Here is an 18,232-nt window from a genome sequence, read left to right as displayed (position 1 = left end):
TAACCTTTCCTATCGAATATTGGATATAAACACAAAACCAAAAAAACTACTGTCGAATTCCAACGCCTTTATTCAGCAAGTGCAAACAGACACCAAACAAGATAATTGACGTAAGAAAAATCATCCCTAAAGCAAGCACCAAATCAATGTCAGTGATACCCAGGAAGCCATAGCGAAATGCATTCACCATGTGAAGTATAGGATTAAGTGTCGAAACACTCTGCCAGAACTCAGGTAAAAGCTTAATAGAATAGAAGACCCCACCCAAATACGTTAACGGCGTCAAAACAAAGGTAGGAACAATAGAAATATCATCAAACGTCGTTGCAAAAAGCGCGTTGAGAAAGCCCCCCAGCGAGAACAAAAACGCGGTAAAAAACACCGTAAGAGCAATGATCGACAAGCTATAAAGTGGCAAATCCACAAAAAACAGGGCAACCAGAGTAACGATCAAACCAACCGCTAAGCCTCGAGCAACACCACCCAGAGTAAAGCCAAGCAAGATAATCCAGTTAGGAATCGGTGATACCAGAAGCTCTTCAACGCTGTGCTGGAACTTGTTCCCAAAAAATGAAGAAACCACATTTGAATAAGAGTTAGTAATCACTGACATCATGATCAAGCCAGGAGCAATAAACTCCATATAGCTGTATCCGCCCATTTCACCAATTCGGGAACCGATCAGGTTGCCAAAAATAATAAAATAGAGGGTCATGGTTATGGCCGGTGGCAAGATAGTCTGCCCCCAGATTCGAGAAAAACGTCTTACTTCTTTTACAATGATCGTCCAGAAGGCGATCCAATTTGCTCTTGCACCCATGATCTATTCCTACTGCCCGACTGATGTTTCAGTTGGTGTTCGATCCAACAAGGATACAAACATCTCTTCCAAACGATTCGATTTATTTCTGAAACTTGAAACAACCACCGCTTGCTCTGTTAGTTGGTGGAACAAATCATTTAAGGATTGATCCTTGGTGATAACAACTTCGAGGGTGTGTTCGTCCACTACCGTTAGAGGAAAATCAGGCAACGAAATCTCATCAAGCCGATTTGAGTCGACGTCTAAGACTATGGTCTGCTTATTCATTTGCCCTAATAATTCACGCATAGGACAATCAACCAAAATATCACCTTGATCGATAATGGCAATATTTCGACACAGGGCTTCGGCCTCTTCCAGATAATGCGTGGTTAAAATAATGGTAATGCCCTGCTGATTTATTTCTTGAAGAAAAGTCCACATTGAACGCCTGAGTTCAATATCAACACCGGCTGTAGGCTCATCCAAAATCAAAACATCCGGTTCATGAATCAAGGCTCGGGCAATCATCAAACGACGTTTCATTCCGCCAGACAGCATTCGAGCCGGCGTATCGCGTTTATCCCATAAGCCTAGTTTTCTTAAATATGTTTCCGCTCGCTCTTTAGCTACAGTTGCCGAAATACCGTAATAGCCAGCTTGAGTAACAACAATATCAAAGACTTTTTCAAACTGATTAAAGTTAAACTCCTGAGGGACAACCCCAAGTTTCATCTTGGCCTGAACTCGCTCTTTATCCAGATCGAATCCCATCACCTTTACCGAGCCGGAAGACTTATTCACCAATGAAGAAACAATACCCAACGTGGTAGATTTACCTGCGCCATTAGGGCCAAGTAAGGCAAAAAAATCCCCTTTAGCAACCGTCAGGGAAATCCCCTTGAGTGCCTGAGTACCGTTAGCGTAGGTTTTTTCTAACCCATTTATTTCAAGTGCAAACATAGGAACTAAAATTTCAAAAAATAGAGGTTATAATAGCATGCTTGATATTTTCACATGCACTTAATTAATTAAAGGTTATTCATGAGCGAATCACGCTTTGCCCAACTCCCGGAAACTGAACAAGAAAACCTTCTCTTTCATTTACGGCTACTTAAACAAAGCTACGAAGCCTTTCGTGACAAAGAACCTTTTAAAGGTCAGGAACTTGATCAAGATGCCATCACATTTCTGGCAGCCTTTGAACAATTGATTAAAGACATGGTTCATATCGAACCTAATCATGTCTTTGCAGGCCAAAAGCTTGTTACTCAACAAATCGCAAAATACCCAGAACTTACCGAATGCTGGGCCAGAGATTTACTTTGGTATTTCGGTGGAGACTGCCTACATTACATGCCCGACGAAGAAATCGAAAAATTCCAACTACTAGACGATGCACGTTACGAAGCCATTGATGAAGGTAAGCCTTTCGATCGCGAAAAAACCAGAAATCGTATTTTTGGTCTCCATTAAGAATTAAAAGTTCGATTCATAAAAAAACCGCCCTAGTTTAGGGCGGTTTTTTTTGCGTCCGAACTAAAACATTAGCTCGGGACAGAGAGTATTAACGCTCGATTTCAGCTCGATCTCGTAAAGAGCGTTGGTACGCCTGATATTCAGCACGAGCCAATTGATTCGCTAGCATCTGTTGAGCATTGTCTAGATCCTGCTCATCCAAATCATCAACATTGCTCACAGCATCCAAACGAAGCACGACAACATCGCCATTTGGCAATACTTCTCTATCATAGCTCTTACTTCCTTCGTTGAGACCTAGTGAGAACGCCTTGTTGTTAATCGAAGCATTAGCACTTGAATCTGTACGACCTGCTTGCTCAATTACAGACCAAGTCAAATCTGACTGAGCCTCAAACTGAGTCAGCTCTCCGCCTGCTCTCAAATGAGTTAGTAATTCATCAGCAAGGTCACGAGCTTTTTGCTGAGCCACTTGCTTAGTCAACGCCTGAACCACTTGATCCTTAACTTCCGCCAGAGCAAGAGTTTCAGGAACCACATGGTCAACCACTCGAATCACTAAGGATTGTTCATCACTTAATTCAATCAAATCGCTAGGACGACCTTCTTGAATGAATTCCTCATTGAAGACCTGATTAATAATCTGAGGATTACTGGTTACCTGATCTGCGCCACCGTCACGAGTGAACAACTCAGTGGTCACAACTTGCAAAGACAGCTCTTTCGCTACTTCCTGAAGCGTATCAGCAGAGAATGCACTGTTAGATAGCTCTTCACCAGCAGCAACAAATTCAGTCTTCGCTTCAGCCAAGCGTAGATCCTGTTCAAGACGAGGTTTTAACTCATCGTAAGTAGGAATTCCTTGGGTACGAACATCATTTAACTTGATTAAATGCACACCAAATTGAGTAACAACCGGCTCGGATAAATCACCTACATTCATCGCAAACAAGGCATTCTCAAAAGGCTCAACATAAGTACCCTTACCAGCAAACCCAAGGTCACCACCTTGTTGAGCTGAACCTGGATCATCAGACATTTCTTTCGCTAAATCATCAAAGCTCTCACCATTTTGCACTCGAGCCTTAACGTCATTCAATTTAGCGATGGCCGCTTCTTCCGACGTTTCATCATCGACAGCAATCAGAATATGAGAAGCTTTACGCTCTTCCGTCTCTTCCATTTCCTCGATGCTTTCGTTGTAAAGCGCTTTTAGGTCTTCTTCTTTGATTTCAACTTTGCCAGTGTAATCATCAACAGATAAAGCAATGTATTCCACTTTTACCTGTTCTTCAGTCCGATATTTAGAGGTATTTTCCTGGTAATAGGCTTCAATCTGTTCGTCAGTTAGCTCAACAGACGCTTCCAATGCCGAACGAGCAATAGTAGTGAATGCATAGTCACGACGTTGCTGTTCCAATTTTGCTACTTGCTTTGCTTCACGCTCAGTAACAAAAGACGTCGCAGATAATCCACCACGAATTTGGCCAACAACCATATCCTGGCGAGCCATGTCTCGGAAAGAAGATCTCGTATAACCTAGACTGCGAATAGCCGCATCATAAGCATCTTCCGAGAATTTTCCGTCAACCTGAAAACTAGGTGCGCTGACAATCATCTGATCCAACGCTTGATCTGAAAAGGTCAGACCTTGGTCTTCAGCATCAGAAGAAAGAATTGTTCGATTAATAAGCTCTTCGAGAGCTGCATTACGTAATAATCCATCATCAATCAACGATGGATCAAAGCTCTCTCCAAAACGGGAATACAGCTCACGCTTTCTAAGCTCTACTGCACGTTGAACTTTAAGCTCATCAATGTCCTGTCCATTAACCGTAGCGGCCGGTTTAGGACCATTAAAACTACCAACAATTGCGTCAACACCCCAAAGGGCAAAAACCACAACAATCAAGCCCACCAAAATTTTGGCAAACAGGCTCTGCGTATTATTCCTGATACTCTGCAGCATGGCTAAACCTAGCTAATCCTATCTCTGAAATGATTTTTCTTATATTAAGCAATCACTTGAAGTAAATATGAAAAAGGCGCATCAGTTGATGCGCCCTAATCTTGGCGGAACAGACGGGACTCGAACCCGCGACCCCCGGCGTGACAGGCCGGTATTCTAACCAACTGAACTACTGCTCCTGAATCCCAAGTAAACTAACTATTTAAAAATTAGTTTACAGCGTCTTTCAACGCTTTACCTGCTTTAAAGCCAGGAATCTTAGCAGCGGCAATTTCAATTGGTGCACCTGTTTGAGGGTTACGACCAGTACGAGCAGCACGCTCTTTAACAGAAAAAGTACCAAAGCCAACCAACGCAACTTGATCACCATCTTGTAGTGCGCCAGTGATTGCAGAGATTGTAGCATCCAAAGCACGACCGGCTTCAGCTTTAGTGATGTCAGCAGATTCTGCAATAGCTTCGATTAATTCAGACTTATTCACAATATTCCCCTTTAAAAAGTCAGCAATCTAATAAACTGATCTAAGAATTCCCTGTGGTGCTTATGATTATTCACAAAGGAACAAAATTTATAACAACTACCTGTCTACCCTGTCAAGCACGAGAGAGGCTAGAGTTTATCTGTCCTTAGCACGCTCAGTTTCTTATTTAAGTGCGAGTTATTTTACCTAAATCCAAACAAAAGTAACTGCCTCAAAGCACTTTTTTTTCACTTTGAGGCAACTTTTTTGTAATTTAATGTGCATTTATACGGTCATTGCCATTTTCAGCCTCCGCTGAAGCCTCATTAATGCTTTCATTTCCAGGCTCAGGCAAGTATTCAAGAGCAATATCAAGGACTTCATCAATCCATTTTACCGCTCTAATTTCCAAATCTTCCTTAATATGTTCAGGAATTTCTTTCAAATCGCGAATATTATCATCAGGAATAATAACCGTTTTAATTCCACCACGATGAGCAGCGAGTAATTTCTCTTTTAACCCACCAATCGGTAAGACTTGTCCACGTAGGGTAATTTCACCGGTCATTGCTACATCACAACGAACAGGAACGCCAGTTAAAACCGACACCATTGCTGTACACATTGCCGTACCCGCGCTAGGTCCATCTTTCGGAGTAGCACCTTCTGGCACATGGATATGCAGATCTTGCTTCTCATAGAAGTCTTCAGGAATTCCAAGTACCTTGGAACGACTACGAACAACCGTTGTAGCAGCTTGAATAGACTCCTGCATCACATCACCAAGAGAACCAGTCTTGATCGTTCTTCCCTTACCAGGCATAGTTACAGCTTCAATCGTCAACAGTTCACCACCAACCTGAGTCCAGGCTAAGCCAGTCACCTGACCAACCTTGTTCTCTTCTTCAGCGATACCGTATTTGAACTTCTGCACACCAATCAAATCTTCCAACGCTTCTGGCTGAACTTCTGCAACCGCCTCTTTGCCCAAAGCGGCAGCTTTGACCACTTTTCGGCACACCTTGGCAATTTCACGTTCTAAACCACGCACACCTGATTCACGGGTGTAGTGACGAATAAGGTGGCGAAGAGACGCTTCAGGTAACTCCAATTCACCTTCTTTCAGACCGTTATTCTTACATTGCTTTGGAATCAGATATTTCTGAGCGATGTTTACCTTTTCATCTTCCGTGTAACCTGGAATACGAATAACTTCCATACGATCCAATAAAGGCGCAGGAATATTCATTGAGTTCGAAGTACACACAAACATCACGTCAGACAGGTCGTAATCCACTTCCATGTAATGATCATTGAAAGAATTATTTTGTTCTGGATCTAAAACTTCCAATAATGCAGACGCAGGGTCACCTCGGTTATCCATACCCATCTTGTCAATTTCGTCAAGAAGGAACAGTGGATTCTTAACACCAACCTTGGACATTTTCTGAATCAACTTACCAGGCATAGAACCTATATACGTTCTTCTGTGGCCACGGATTTCAGATTCATCACGGACACCACCCAACGCCATACGAACAAACTTACGGTTTGTCGAACGAGCAATTGACTGACCTAACGAGGTTTTACCCACACCTGGAGGCCCAACCAAACACAAAACCGGACCTTTCAATTTTTTAACGCGTTTTTGAACGGCTAAATATTCGATAATACGATCTTTAACTTCTTCAAGACCGTAGTGATCTTCATTCAGAACCTCTTCTGCACGTTGCAAATCTAAACGGACTTTAGAACGCTTCTTCCAAGGTACATTAACCAACCAATCCAGATATCCACGAACAACAGAAGCCTCAGCCGACATAGGAGACATCATTCTTAATTTCTTAAGTTCGGAACCCGCTTTATCACGAGCTTCTTTTGGCATACCTGAGACCTGGATTTTCTTCTCCAGCTCATCCAGCTCACCAGAGCCTTCATCCATCTCGCCCAGTTCTTTATGAATGGCTTTTATTTGCTCATTCAAATAGTACTCGCGCTGGCTCTTTTCCATTTGTTTTTTAACACGACCACGAATTCGCTTATCCACCTGAACAACATCAAGTTCACGATCAATAATGCCAAGAATTTCGTCGTAGCGATCCAAAGGATCAGACATTTCCAAAAGCGCTTGTTTTTCTGAGACCTTCAGCGAAGAGATGTGAGAAGCAAGAGTATCTGTTAAACGATCCAATGAAGTAATGCTCTTAACCGCATTCAGAACTTCAGATGGAAGTTTTTTGCTCTGCTTTACGTACTTCTCAACTTCTTCGATCGCGGATTCAACAACGTCATCGTACTGGCCTTCACTCTCTTCTACTTCAATAATAGAAGTTTGTGCGACAAGCATTTCATCCTGATCAATGAAGTCTTCGATACGAGCACGATCTAAACCTTCAACCAATACTTTTACTGTACCATCAGGAAGCTTAAGCATTTGAAGAATGGTTGCGATTGTGCCTATCTCATACAGGTCTTTAGGCGCAGGATCATCATCGTTTGCATCTTTCTGAGCAACCAAAAATACTTTCTTTTCATCAGCCATTGCTTCTTCTAGAGCAGCAATCGACTTTTCTCTTCCTACAAATAATGGAATTACCATATGCGGAAAAACAACGACATCTCGCAGCGGTAAGACAGGCAACTCAATTACATCATCAATTTCGGTTGCAGACATAGACACATCCTCTCGGTTAACACCGGTCAAAACAGAAAATAAACACCGGCAAATCAGTCTTTAGGATAATGTGGGGACTAATACGTTAAATACAAGGAAAAGGCCCTAAAAAGGGCCTTTTTAATTATTTAATCTTCAGAAGACGCTACTTTAGGAGCATCTTGAGATTCATAAATAAGTAGAGGTTCAGCCTCAGAATTAATTACACTTTCATCAATGACGACTTTAGTGACATTGTCTTCTGAAGGAATACGATACATTGTCGTTAGAAGGACAGATTCCAGAATTGATCGAAGACCACGAGCACCAGTCTTACGTTCCAGAGCTTTGCGAGCAACAGCCCTCAGAGCATCCTCTCTAAACTCCAGCTCAACCCCTTCCATCTCAAACAACTTGCAATATTGCTTGGTTAAAGAGTTTTTCGGCTCAACAAGAATCTCAATCAAAGCTTCTTCATCCAGCTCAGTCAGAGTTGCCACTACCGGCAAACGACCAACGAATTCAGGAATCAGACCATAGCGAACCAAATCTTCGGTTTCTACTTCACCTAAAATTTCGCCAACTTGCTTGGAATCATCTTTACTTGCAACAACAGCAGAGAAACCAATGCCGCTCTTTTCAGTACGATCACGAATAACTTTATCTAAACCAGCAAAGGCGCCACCGCAGATGAACAATACATTTGAAGTATCAACTTGCAGGAACTCTTGCTGAGGATGCTTACGACCACCTTGAGGTGGAACAGAAGCAACAGTACCCTCAATAAGCTTAAGCAATGCCTGCTGAACACCCTCACCCGATACATCTCGTGTAATTGAAGGGTTATCAGATTTGCGAGAGATCTTATCAATCTCATCGATGTATACGATGCCCATTTGCGCACGCTCTACATCATAATCACATTTCTGCAAAAGCTTCTGGATAATGTTCTCAACGTCTTCACCCACATAGCCAGCTTCCGTCAATGTGGTTGCATCAGCAATAGTGAATGGTACGTTCAGCAAACGAGCCAAGGTATCTGCCAAAAGTGTTTTACCACTTCCGGTAGGACCAATTAACAGAATATTACTCTTACCAAGCTCTACGTCACCACCACGATCTCCATAACGAAGTCGCTTGTAGTGGTTGTAAACAGCCACAGACAAAACAATCTTTGCTTTATCCTGACCGATTACATACTCATCAAGAGTTTCTTTGATTTCATGAGGCGAAGGCAAACGGTCACCTTGTGACTCTGACTCCGCTTCCTGTACTTCTTCACGAATAATATCGTTACACAGATCAACACACTCATCACAGATGAATACCGAAGGGCCTGCGATCAGCTTTTTAACTTCGTGTTGACTTTTACCACAAAACGAACAATACAGAAGCTTTCCGTTATCGTCGCCTTTTTTAGTTTCGTCGGACATCGACTACTCCGTTCAATCTTTACCTGCCACTATAAAATATCGGCATCTATTCTGGGTATATTAGGACGCAGATTCTCTTCTGTCGAGCACTGCATCGACCAAACCATACTCTTGAGCCTGATTTGCCGACATAAAGTTGTCTCGCTCTGTGTCACGCTCGATTGTTTCCAATGGCTGACCAGTGTGATCCGATAATGTACGATTCAAGCGATCACGCAAATCCAAAATCTCTTGAGCATGAATTTTAATATCTGACGCCTGACCTTGAGCACCACCACTCGGCTGGTGAATCATCACTCGTGAATTAGGCAACGCATAACGTTTACCCTTTTCACCGGCCGCCAACAAGAATGCACCCATTGAACACGCCTGACCAATACACATAGTACTTACATTCGGCTTGATGAACTGCATCGTGTCGTAGATCGAAAGCCCTGCCGTTACAGATCCGCCCGGAGAGTTAATGTACAAATGAATGTCTTTATCAGGGTTTTCTGACTCTAAGAACAATAGCTGAGCGACAATAAGATTCGCCATATGATCTTCTACTTGTCCTACCAAAAAGATCACACGTTCTTTTAACAGACGAGAATAAATATCGTACGAACGCTCGCCGCGTGATGTCTGCTCAATAACCATAGGAACCAAAGCAGAACTTGGATCAGTCACATCCATACCATTCATTGATGAAAACGGGCTACCAAAAGGATAGTTAGTCATTAACCGTCCACTCCCTCAGTTTTGATAAATTTCCCTGAAAAAATGCTCACTTTATAAGCAAAATCAGACTTTTACTTTTTAAATTCTTTATCTGATACAAAATAGCACCTGTCGTTGCCGAATGGAACCACTCGCGACAAGTGCTATTGTTTTATTTCCTAAACATAGCGTTCAGGATCAAGAAATAAACTATTACGCTTGGCCTTCAGGCTTAACAGCGTCCTGATAGCTCATTTCTTTTTCTTCTACTTTTGCAGACTCAAGTACTTTTTCTACAACCTGCTCTTCAAGAACTACAGCTTTAAGCTGATTCAATTGCTCAGGGTTGTTTTTGTACCAGTCGATTACTTGTTGAGGCTCTTGATATACAGAAGCCATTTCATTCAACATCGCATCAACTTTTTCTTCGTCAGCAGACAATTCGTTAGCTTTAATGATTTCAGCAACCACCAAACCTACATGTACACGCTTCTTAGCTTGATCCTGGAACATTTCAGCAGGAAGAGACTTAGGATCAAAACCTTGACCACCACCAAACTGCTGAACAGCTTGCTGACGCATACGATCAATTTCTTCACTAACTAGCGCAGCTGGAACATCAACGTCGTTTTGTTCAATCAAACCGTCCATAACCTGGTTTTTAACCTTGGTTTTCACAGCTTGATCAAGCTCACGCTCCATGTTCTTCTTAACTTCAGCACGGAATGACTCTTCGTCATTACCTTCAACGCCAAAACGAGCATAGAACTCATCATTCAATTCAGGAAGCTTCTGCTCAGAAACCGCTTTCACAGTTACAGCGAACTGCACTGCAGCACCAGCTAGATCTTTATTTCCGTAATCTTCCGGGAAAGTTAGGTCTAGAACTTTCTCTTCGCCAGCTTTAGTACCAACTAAACCGTCTTCAAAGCCAGGAATAAAAGTATTAGAACCTAGAGTAAGAGGAGCGTTTTCTGCCTTACCACCATCAAACTCTACACCGTCTTTTGTACCAACGTAATCGATAGTAACGCGATCGCCGTCAGCCGCTTCACGCTCTACTTCTTCCCAAGTAGCTTGCTGCTTACGAAGAATGTCGATCATTTCAGATACATCTTCATCTGAAATTTCTACGTTAGGACGAGTTACTTCAACAGCATCCATCCCTTTAACTTCAAACTCAGGATACACCTCAAACGTTGCAACGTAAGAGAAACCAGAATCTTCAGTCAGATCAACAGGCTCAATAGATGGAGCGCCAGCTGGGTTCAATTTTTCCTGCATTACTGCTTCGAAATACGTAGAACGCATCAATTCGCTTAGAACTTCCTGACGCACACCCAAGCCATAACGACGCTTAACTTCACGCATAGGAACTTTACCTGGACGGAAACCATCGATACGAACACGCTTAGCTGTATCTTTTAAACGCGTTTCTACTTCAGAATCGATTCGATCAGAAGGAATCGCAACCGTCATTTTGCGCTCTAGGCCAGATGTTGTTTCAACTGAAACTTGCATGGAACTTCCTCAAAATTTAACTAAATTCGTAATGACGCCTTGGTTGATGCTGGCACTTATTTAATAGTCAGCCCGAATAGCATCAGTACGGCAAAAAAATAAACCGCTACTTTAAGGATTGACGAAGCGAGAATCAAGAAAAATCTTAGATTTTAAGGGGATAAGAATGACAAACAGATGAACGAGAAAAACAATGAATAAAGAGAGAGTAGATGGTGCGGAAGGAGAGACTCGAACTCTCACGCCGTGAAGCACTGGAACCTAAATCCAGCGTGTCTACCAATTTCACCACTTCCGCATTTTGAAAAGCACTTAAGAAGATCTACAACCGTAAATGGCACGCCCGGCAGGACTCGAACCTGCAACCTACGGCTTAGAAGGCCGTTGCTCTATCCGGTTGAGCTACGAGCGCATTTAGTTCGACAACCTTGCGGCGACCATCTCAAGTGGACGCAAATTATAATCAGCTTTTTTCGTCGGTCAACTCTTTTTTGAAACTTTTTATTCAGATATCAAACATCAGGTATTTACCCTCCCCCGTCACCATACAAAACAAATATGTCTTACCTATTCCCACACTTAAAGATGACATACTTAAACTGTCGTGAGAAAATGCGCGCAAATTTTCTACGGACTGGCCTAGCCAAGATCTCAGTCCACATTAGACAGGACCAAAAACGATGACAGCTCAAATCATTGATGGTAAAAAAATCTCCGAAGACATTAAGAACACTATCGCGAAGCAAGTTGCGGCTCGTGCTGAACAAGGCAAGCGCGCTCCAGGTTTAGCGGTTGTATTAGTCGGCGGTAACCCAGCATCTCAGGTTTATGTAGCCCACAAACGTAAATCATGTCAGCAGGTTGGTTTTCTTTCCAAGTCGTTTGATCTTCCTGAAAACACTAGCCAAGAGTCATTAGAAGAACTTATCGATGAACTAAATGCAGATGAAGCCATTGACGGCATCCTGGTTCAGCTACCACTACCTCAACATCTAAATTCAGATTCTATTCTGGAGCGAATCCGCCCGGACAAAGACGTTGATGGCTTCCACCCATACAACCTAGGCCGTTTGGCACAACGCCTGCCGGTTTTACGTCCTTGCACACCAAAAGGTGTAGTAACTCTTCTGGAATCTACCGGTATCGATTTTCATGGTAAGCATGCCGTGATTGTTGGCGCATCAAATATTGTTGGTCGCCCAATGGGTCTTGAACTACTCATCAAAGGCTGCACAGTAACAACAACTCACCGATTCACTAAAGATCTTCCTAGCCACCTTGCTCAAGCAGACATCGTAATTGCTGCAGCCGGCAAACCAGGTCTAGTTAAAGGCGAATGGATTCCTGATGGTGCAGTTGTAGTGGATGTAGGTATCAACCGCCTAGACAATGGTAAGTTAGTGGGCGATGTTGAGTACGAAGAAGCAGCCAAACGCGCAGCATGGATCACCCCAGTTCCTGGCGGTGTAGGCCCAATGACGGTTGCCACACTGATGGAAAATACATTATTTGCCTGCGCTGAGCTTCACGACAAATAATCATTTTTCAGATATAAAAAAACCGGCTGAATAGCCGGTTTTTTTTGGGAGCTCTAAAGCCTCAATTAACACTTTCTGAGACACAGAGAGAGAAAGTAAGACAAAGCATCAGTCGCCAATTTTAGCCCAGGTGTCACGCAGCCCAATGGTTTTATTCAATACCAATTGATCAGGCTGACTGTCTTTACTATCAATACAGAAATAGCCTTCACGCTCAAACTGATAACCTTGCTCTGGCTGACCCTCGGCAACACTTGGCTCTACCCTAGCTGTTTTAACAACCGTCAAGGCCTCTGGATTAATCAACTCAAGGAAACTTTTCTCTTTATTTCCATCAGGGTTCTCATCCAAAAACAAGCGATCATACAAGCGAACTTCAGCAGGCAGTGATTCCGTTGCGGACACCCAGTGAATTACACCTTTTACTTTACGACCGTCTTCCGGGTTTTTACCCAAGGTATCAGGATCATGAGTACAGATGATTTCGGTAATTTCACCATCGGCATCCTTAATCACTTCATCGGCACGAATTACATAAGCATTACGTAAACGCACTTCTTTGCCCAACACCAAGCGTTTGAATTTCTTGTTTGCTTCTTCGCGGAAGTCATCTTTATCGATAAAGACTTCACGAGTGAAAGGCAACGTACGCTCACCCATTTCCTTCTGCGGATGCAAAGGCGCAGACAACTGCTCAACTTGCCCTTCCGGATAGTTTTGAATGGTGATCTTTAATGGATTCAAAACACACATCGCACGTGGCGCGTTGTCATTCAAATCATCTCGAATCGCCGCTTCCAGCATAGCCACATCGACCGTGCTATTCGCCTTAGCGACACCAATCGAATCACAGAATCTACGAATCGCTGCTGGTGTATAACCACGACGACGCATACCTGAGATGGTTGGCATACGAGGGTCATTCCATGCTGTCACATGCCCTTCATCAACAAGCTGCTTCAGTTTACGCTTACTGGTTACTGTGTAGTTCAATTGCAAACGGGCAAACTCAATTTGCTGCGGATGGCATTCAATCGAAATATTATCTAACAACCAGTCATACAGCGGACGGTGATCTTCAAACTCTAACGTACACAGAGAGTGAGTAATGCCTTCCAACGCATCAGAGATTGGATGCGTAAAATCGTACATTGGATATACACACCACTTATCGCCAGTCTGATGATGCTCTGCAAAGCGAATACGGTAGATGATAGGGTCACGCATATTCATGTTAGGAGACGCCATATCAATTTTGGCGCGAAGCACCATCTTACCTTCTTCGAATTCGCCATTTTTCATGCGATCGAATAGATCCAGATTTTCTTCAACTGAACGATTACGATAAGGGCTGTCTTTACCTGGCTCTTTCAAGTTACCACGGTATTGACGCGCTTCGTCAGGTGTCAATTCACAGACATACGCCTTGCCAGCCTTGATCAATTCAATCGCGTAGCCATGAAGCTGATCAAAATAGTTGGATGCGAATTTAGGCTCCCCTGGCCATTGAAACCCTAACCACTCTACATCGTTACGAATGGACTCGATGTATTCAGGGTTTTCTTTCTCTGGATTCGTATCATCAAAACGCAAATTACAAACACCTTGATACGACTGAGCGATACCAAAGTTTAAACAAATAGATTTTGCGTGACCCACATGTAGATAGCCGTTCGGCTCAGGTGGAAAACGCGTCACAATGTTAGAGTGCTTACCCGAATCTAAATCTTTATCAATGATCTGGCGGATAAAATTACTAGGAGTACTTGGAGCCTCAGATGTTGCCATGGTTAAAATCATTTCCCCTAAAAAGAAAAAACGCTCTATAAAACAAACGTGTTTTTTTAAGTCGTTCAAAATCGTATCATGTAATAACTGGAAAGAATTGTACCTTCGTGCACTGCTTAGTGCTACTGGTCCGAACAGTAAAACCGGTCAACAATCTGAATTTAAATTAAGGTAGAGGCTATTCATGATCCGTCTAACCACCAATTTTGGTAACATCGACATCCAACTCGACTTCGAAAAAGCACCAGAAACAGCGAAAAACTTCGAAGAATATGTAAAAAGCGGCTTCTATGATGGCGTGATCTTCCACCGTGTTATTAATGGTTTCATGATTCAAGGCGGTGGCTTTGAGCCAGGAATGAAAGAAAAGCGCACAAACGACCCAATCAAGAACGAAGCGAACAACGGTCTAAGCAACATGACTGGTACGATCGCAATGGCTCGCACTATGGATCCACACTCTGCGTCTGCTCAGTTCTTCATTAACGTATCTGACAACACTTTCCTTGATCACACAGCTGAAACAATGGAAGGCTGGGGTTATGCAGTATTCGGTAAAGTCGTTGAAGGCATGGACATTGTTGAGCAAATCAAGAAAGTGCCAACGACTATGGCGATGGGTCACCAAGACGTTCCTGTTGAAGACGTTATCATCGAAAAAGCAGAAGTTGTCGAAGAATAATCAGAGAATTCATTGAGTCATATTTAATCTATGAGCACTCTGTTTATATCAGATTTACATCTGCATGAAGGACGCCCGGATCTCACCCGGGCGTTTTTTCTATTTCTGGAAAATCAGCTTCAGCCCAACGATACCCTTTATATTCTGGGTGATTTCTTTGAAGTCTCTGTTGGAGACGACTTACTCTCATCATTTCAATTGGACGTCTGTGAAAAACTAAGTCAGTTAGCAAGTCGTTCAATTAAAACCTATTTCATGCACGGTAATCGTGACTTCATGCTTGGTAAGCGATTCAGCCAGTTAGCCCAAGTTGAGTTACTGCCTGATCCTATTGTCCATAAAATCGGACTGGTGGAATTCCTGCTGTCACATGGTGACCTGTGGTGCACAAGTGATGAAAACTACCAAAAATATCGTCGCATTGTTCGTAACCCGATTGTCCAATGGCTGTTTTTAAGACTTCCCAAAAAAGTTCGTAATAACATCGGACAGAAGTTACGAAATAAAAGCAAAGGAAGGGATATTCAGGACTACAGCATTCTTGATGTTACACCTGAAACAATTGAGCAGGAAATGCTCGATAGGAAGATCCCGATCGTCATTCATGGTCACACCCACAGACCTGCCCGCCACCCACTTCCTGAAGTCGCATTAGCCTTGCATTCCACACATGCAGAACGAATCGTCTTGGGCGATTGGGATAAAAAAGGCTGGTACCTTAAGTTAGATCAAGGCCGATTCGACTTAATTGATTTTGAAATTACGCCGATCTGATTACAATACATCAATCGAATTACAATACACTTTTTTCCTGGAAGGGTTGCTTGGTCATAATCCGTCAATGCAGCCCACAAGCTGCGTTTACCATCTCCTCATTTAAGGGTAACCAATGGATTTTATTTGGATTCTTATTGCCTACGTTTTTGGATTTGCCTTTAAACAATTAGGATTCCCACCACTCATTGGCTATTTGATTGCCGGCTTTGCACTTCATGCCTATGGATTAGAGGCTGATTCACTATTACAAACATTGGGGAACCTTGGGGTAACACTCTTACTGTTCACCATTGGCTTGAAGATCCAGATAAAAGATCTGACACGCATTGAAGTCTGGGGAGGCACGCTTTTCCATATGGGATTATGGGTCGCTGCATTAACTGGTGTCTTCAGCCTACTTTCTATTTCCGCCCTGCCCTACTTCACCGATTTAACACTCGAATCAGCCGCAATCATCGCATTTGCCCTCAGCTTTAGCAGTACCGTGTGCATTGTAAAACTGCTGGAAGACAGCGGTGAAATGAAAACACGACACGGTAAGTTAGCGATTGGTATTCTGGTAATGCAAGACATCGCCGCAGTGCTTTTCCTGGTCTTCGCTAAAGGCCAACTCCCCACTGTCTGGGCCCTTGGATTGTTACTTCTGGTTTTCTCTCGCCCACTATTCAATTGGATACTCAGTCGCTCCGGGCACGGAGAAATGCTTCCTCTAACCGGCTTCCTATTAGCCTTTGGCGGTTATGAACTGTTTGAATTGGTCGGAATGAAAGGCGATCTAGGCGCGTTGGTATTTGGTGTTTTATTGGCCCAACACGTAAAATCAGGCGAACTGGCAAAGGCTCTACTCAGCTTTAAAGATCTATTTCTGATTGGATTTTTCCTTGCCATTGGATTCACGGCACTACCTACCGTCGACATGATGCTCATTGCGGTTGGTCTCTGCTCCTTATTACTTGTCAAAGCACTCCTCTATTTTGGTCTGCTTACTGCACTCAAACTCCGTGGCCGTACCTCATACCTCTCCGGTTTATCGCTGATGAATTTCAGTGAGTTCGGTTTGATCGTTATGGTTTTAAGTGTGGACGCTGGCTGGTTGGATAACAACTGGCTTGTAATTGTCGCTCTTGCGGTGTCCATTTCTTTCGTGATAACCAGTATGACCTACAAAGGCGCGCACAGCTTTTACGCTCGACACAAATCACTTATCCGACGATACGAGCGTTCGGAACGACTCAACCGCGATATTTTTTGCCAACCACCCAATGCAGAGATTCTCGTCATTGGTTTAGGGCGAGTCGGGCAAGGAGCTTATAAAGCGCTCCATAAAGAAATCGGAGACAGAGTCTGTGGTATTGATGCGGACAACCAAACCATCAAACGTCTAACCGAAGAAGGTTTACCTGTGGTACTCGGAGATGCGGAAGATGCGGACTTCTGGGACAACCTCAATCTTGATCGAGTCAAACTGGTGATGCTTGCCCTACCAAGTATCGAGGATATGCAGAACATTTCTGAACAATTACAACTGAGTCACTACAAAGGCTCGATTGCCGGTATTGCACGCTATGTTGATGAACAAGAAATATTAAGAGAAAGCGGCATTGATCACGTGTTTAACTTCTTTGCTGAAGCCGGTTCCGGCTTTGCAGAAGAAAGCCTAAAAATCATCACACCGAGCCAACAAACCGCTTAGCCATAAACAAAAAAACCAAATAGAACATAACAAAAAAAACGGGCTTTAAAAGCCCGTTTTTTGTTTTAAATTAAGCCGGAATGCCGCTATGAAACCTGAAGAGTTCATCCGGTGATTGAATGGCTTCCTTCTCAACAGCAGCAAAGTATTCGATACGATCATCGATTGCTTTCCCTGCGTATTTTTCAGCAAGCGTAATGTAATCCTTGTAATGACGCGCTTCGGATTTAAGCAACGAAATGTAAAATTTCTGAAGTTCTTCATCCAAATGCGGAGCCAATTTCGAAAAACGCTCACACGATCTAGCCTCAATGAAGGCCCCTACAATCAAGGTATCAATGACTTTATCAGGGTCTTGCTTGCGTACACCAGAATTCATCATTCCCGCATATCTGGACGGTTGATGAGAACGATATTTCAAGCCACGCTTTTTGATAATCTTCATTACCTGCTCAAAATGGACCAGCTCCTCACGAGCCAACCGAGACATTTTGTGCAGAAGATCCGGTTTGTCGGGATGCTTAAACATCAAATTCAACGCGGTGCGTGCCGCACACTTTTCGAGGTACGCATGGTTCACCAGCAACATATCTTGATTTTTTAAGGCTTCTTCCACCCACTCATCCGGTGTTTCACATGGTAAAAAAGCTTTTAATTCGTCGAGTGCCTGAGGATCAACCTGTTGCATGAATAAACGTCTCTGATCTGTGTAAAAATTGCGCGGCATTATAACGGAA

Annotated in this window: 15 protein-coding genes and 3 tRNA genes; 5 read left to right on the top strand and 13 right to left on the bottom strand. The window is 43.1% G+C overall.

All coding sequences use genetic code 11. The features are described from left to right. Nucleotides 1–46 precede the first annotated feature (46 nt). Nucleotides 47–820: an ABC transporter permease gene (locus QQL66_RS14025; protein ID WP_284382239.1), complete on the bottom strand. Its 774-nt coding sequence runs from the start codon at nt 818–820 to the stop codon at nt 47–49. A gap of 9 nt (nt 821–829) precedes the next feature. Then, the gene (locus QQL66_RS14020) at nt 830–1,765 is read right to left on the bottom strand and encodes an ABC transporter ATP-binding protein (RefSeq protein WP_284382238.1); all 936 of its coding nucleotides are present in this window, start codon (nt 1,763–1,765) and stop codon (nt 830–832) included. Between the two features lie 81 nt (nt 1,766–1,846). Between QQL66_RS14020 and QQL66_RS14015 the strand changes: the two genes are divergently transcribed. Then, nucleotides 1,847–2,278: a PA2817 family protein gene (locus QQL66_RS14015; protein ID WP_284382237.1), complete on the top strand. Its 432-nt coding sequence runs from the start codon at nt 1,847–1,849 to the stop codon at nt 2,276–2,278. 91 nt (nt 2,279–2,369) lie between these two features. Here QQL66_RS14015 and QQL66_RS14010 read toward each other — a convergent pair whose 3' ends face one another. The 9 genes from QQL66_RS14010 to QQL66_RS13970 all read right to left on the bottom strand — a co-directional run bounded on the left by QQL66_RS14010 (nt 2,370) and on the right by QQL66_RS13970 (nt 11,429). Beyond that, nucleotides 2,370–4,250, bottom strand: a complete 1,881-nt coding sequence (locus QQL66_RS14010) for a SurA N-terminal domain-containing protein (protein ID WP_284382235.1) — start codon at nt 4,248–4,250, stop codon at nt 2,370–2,372. A 102-nt stretch (nt 4,251–4,352) separates the two neighbouring features. After that, nucleotides 4,353–4,429 (bottom strand) — tRNA-Asp (locus QQL66_RS14005). Between the two features lie 30 nt (nt 4,430–4,459). Further along, the gene (locus QQL66_RS14000; RefSeq protein WP_284382234.1) at nt 4,460–4,732 is read right to left on the bottom strand and encodes an HU family DNA-binding protein; all 273 of its coding nucleotides are present in this window, start codon (nt 4,730–4,732) and stop codon (nt 4,460–4,462) included. A 253-nt stretch (nt 4,733–4,985) separates the two neighbouring features. Continuing rightward, nucleotides 4,986–7,385, bottom strand: coding sequence for an endopeptidase La (lon, locus tag QQL66_RS13995; protein ID WP_284382233.1), 2,400 nt, complete (start codon nt 7,383–7,385; stop codon nt 4,986–4,988). A 128-nt stretch (nt 7,386–7,513) separates the two neighbouring features. Next, nucleotides 7,514–8,797 carry an ATP-dependent Clp protease ATP-binding subunit ClpX gene (gene clpX / locus QQL66_RS13990; protein WP_284382232.1) on the bottom strand — a complete coding sequence of 428 codons (1,284 nt, stop codon included), beginning with the start codon at nt 8,795–8,797 and terminating at the stop codon, nt 7,514–7,516. Between the two features lie 60 nt (nt 8,798–8,857). Continuing rightward, nucleotides 8,858–9,481: an ATP-dependent Clp endopeptidase proteolytic subunit ClpP gene (gene clpP / locus QQL66_RS13985; RefSeq protein ID WP_284382430.1), complete on the bottom strand. Its 624-nt coding sequence runs from the start codon at nt 9,479–9,481 to the stop codon at nt 8,858–8,860. 228 nt (nt 9,482–9,709) lie between these two features. Next, a complete protein-coding gene (gene tig, locus QQL66_RS13980) occupies nt 9,710–11,017 on the bottom strand; it encodes a trigger factor (protein ID WP_284382231.1) in 1,308 nt (435 codons plus the stop codon). A 213-nt stretch (nt 11,018–11,230) separates the two neighbouring features. Beyond that, nucleotides 11,231–11,315, bottom strand: a tRNA-Leu gene (locus tag QQL66_RS13975). Nucleotides 11,316–11,352: 37 nt separating this feature from the next. Further along, nucleotides 11,353–11,429: transfer RNA gene (locus QQL66_RS13970), tRNA-Arg, on the bottom strand. A 268-nt stretch (nt 11,430–11,697) separates the two neighbouring features. On the opposite strand from QQL66_RS13970, the gene folD reads away from it, so the two are divergent. After that, nucleotides 11,698–12,555 carry a bifunctional methylenetetrahydrofolate dehydrogenase/methenyltetrahydrofolate cyclohydrolase FolD gene (gene folD / locus QQL66_RS13965; protein WP_284382229.1) on the top strand — a complete coding sequence of 286 codons (858 nt, stop codon included), beginning with the start codon at nt 11,698–11,700 and terminating at the stop codon, nt 12,553–12,555. A 108-nt stretch (nt 12,556–12,663) separates the two neighbouring features. On the opposite strand, the gene QQL66_RS13960 is transcribed toward folD, so the two are convergent. Then, complete coding sequence (locus tag QQL66_RS13960) at nt 12,664–14,343, bottom strand: glutamine--tRNA ligase/YqeY domain fusion protein (RefSeq protein WP_284382228.1); 1,680 nt, start codon at nt 14,341–14,343, stop codon at nt 12,664–12,666. Between the two features lie 184 nt (nt 14,344–14,527). Between QQL66_RS13960 and QQL66_RS13955 the strand changes: the two genes are divergently transcribed. From QQL66_RS13955 to QQL66_RS13945, 3 genes are all read left to right on the top strand, one after another. After that, nucleotides 14,528–15,025, top strand: coding sequence for a peptidylprolyl isomerase (locus QQL66_RS13955; protein ID WP_284382227.1), 498 nt, complete (start codon nt 14,528–14,530; stop codon nt 15,023–15,025). Nucleotides 15,026–15,055: 30 nt separating this feature from the next. Further along, entirely contained in the window at nt 15,056–15,799 is a 744-nt protein-coding gene (locus QQL66_RS13950; protein WP_284382225.1) for a UDP-2,3-diacylglucosamine diphosphatase, read from the top strand. 115 nt (nt 15,800–15,914) lie between these two features. Continuing rightward, nucleotides 15,915–17,495: a cation:proton antiporter family protein gene (locus QQL66_RS13945; RefSeq protein WP_284382223.1), complete on the top strand. Its 1,581-nt coding sequence runs from the start codon at nt 15,915–15,917 to the stop codon at nt 17,493–17,495. A gap of 70 nt (nt 17,496–17,565) precedes the next feature. Here QQL66_RS13945 and QQL66_RS13940 read toward each other — a convergent pair whose 3' ends face one another. Next, entirely contained in the window at nt 17,566–18,183 is a 618-nt protein-coding gene (locus QQL66_RS13940; protein WP_284382221.1) for a MiaE family protein, read from the bottom strand. Between the last annotated feature and the right edge of the window lie 49 nt (nt 18,184–18,232).

Origin of the sequence: Litoribrevibacter albus, assembly GCF_030159995.1 — a bacterium.
GTDB lineage: Bacteria > Pseudomonadota > Gammaproteobacteria > Pseudomonadales > Litoribrevibacteraceae > Litoribrevibacter > Litoribrevibacter albus.
Note: the sequence above shows the minus strand (reverse complement) of the source record. Positions and strands in the feature narration are given on the sequence as shown.

What these genes read in the sequence shown, in the direction of transcription:
- QQL66_RS14010 (WP_284382235.1), bottom strand. Translation starts at nt 4,250, where the DNA reads ATGCTGCAGAGTATCAGGAATAATACGCAGAGCCTGTTTGCCAAAATT.
- QQL66_RS14020 (WP_284382238.1), bottom strand. Translation starts at nt 1,765, where the DNA reads ATGTTTGCACTTGAAATAAATGGGTTAGAAAAAACCTACGCTAACGGT.
- lon (WP_284382233.1), bottom strand. Translation starts at nt 7,385, where the DNA reads ATGTCTGCAACCGAAATTGATGATGTAATTGAGTTGCCTGTCTTACCG.
- QQL66_RS13955 (WP_284382227.1), top strand. Translation starts at nt 14,528, where the DNA reads ATGATCCGTCTAACCACCAATTTTGGTAACATCGACATCCAACTCGAC.
- clpP (WP_284382430.1), bottom strand. Translation starts at nt 9,481, where the DNA reads ATGAATGGTATGGATGTGACTGATCCAAGTTCTGCTTTGGTTCCTATG.
- clpX (WP_284382232.1), bottom strand. Translation starts at nt 8,797, where the DNA reads ATGTCCGACGAAACTAAAAAAGGCGACGATAACGGAAAGCTTCTGTAT.
- QQL66_RS14025 (WP_284382239.1), bottom strand. Translation starts at nt 820, where the DNA reads ATGGGTGCAAGAGCAAATTGGATCGCCTTCTGGACGATCATTGTAAAA.
- QQL66_RS13945 (WP_284382223.1), top strand. Translation starts at nt 15,915, where the DNA reads ATGGATTTTATTTGGATTCTTATTGCCTACGTTTTTGGATTTGCCTTT.
- QQL66_RS13960 (WP_284382228.1), bottom strand. Translation starts at nt 14,343, where the DNA reads ATGGCAACATCTGAGGCTCCAAGTACTCCTAGTAATTTTATCCGCCAG.
- QQL66_RS13950 (WP_284382225.1), top strand. Translation starts at nt 15,056, where the DNA reads ATGAGCACTCTGTTTATATCAGATTTACATCTGCATGAAGGACGCCCG.
- QQL66_RS13940 (WP_284382221.1), bottom strand. Translation starts at nt 18,183, where the DNA reads ATGCAACAGGTTGATCCTCAGGCACTCGACGAATTAAAAGCTTTTTTA.
- QQL66_RS14015 (WP_284382237.1), top strand. Translation starts at nt 1,847, where the DNA reads ATGAGCGAATCACGCTTTGCCCAACTCCCGGAAACTGAACAAGAAAAC.
- folD (WP_284382229.1), top strand. Translation starts at nt 11,698, where the DNA reads ATGACAGCTCAAATCATTGATGGTAAAAAAATCTCCGAAGACATTAAG.
- tig (WP_284382231.1), bottom strand. Translation starts at nt 11,017, where the DNA reads ATGCAAGTTTCAGTTGAAACAACATCTGGCCTAGAGCGCAAAATGACG.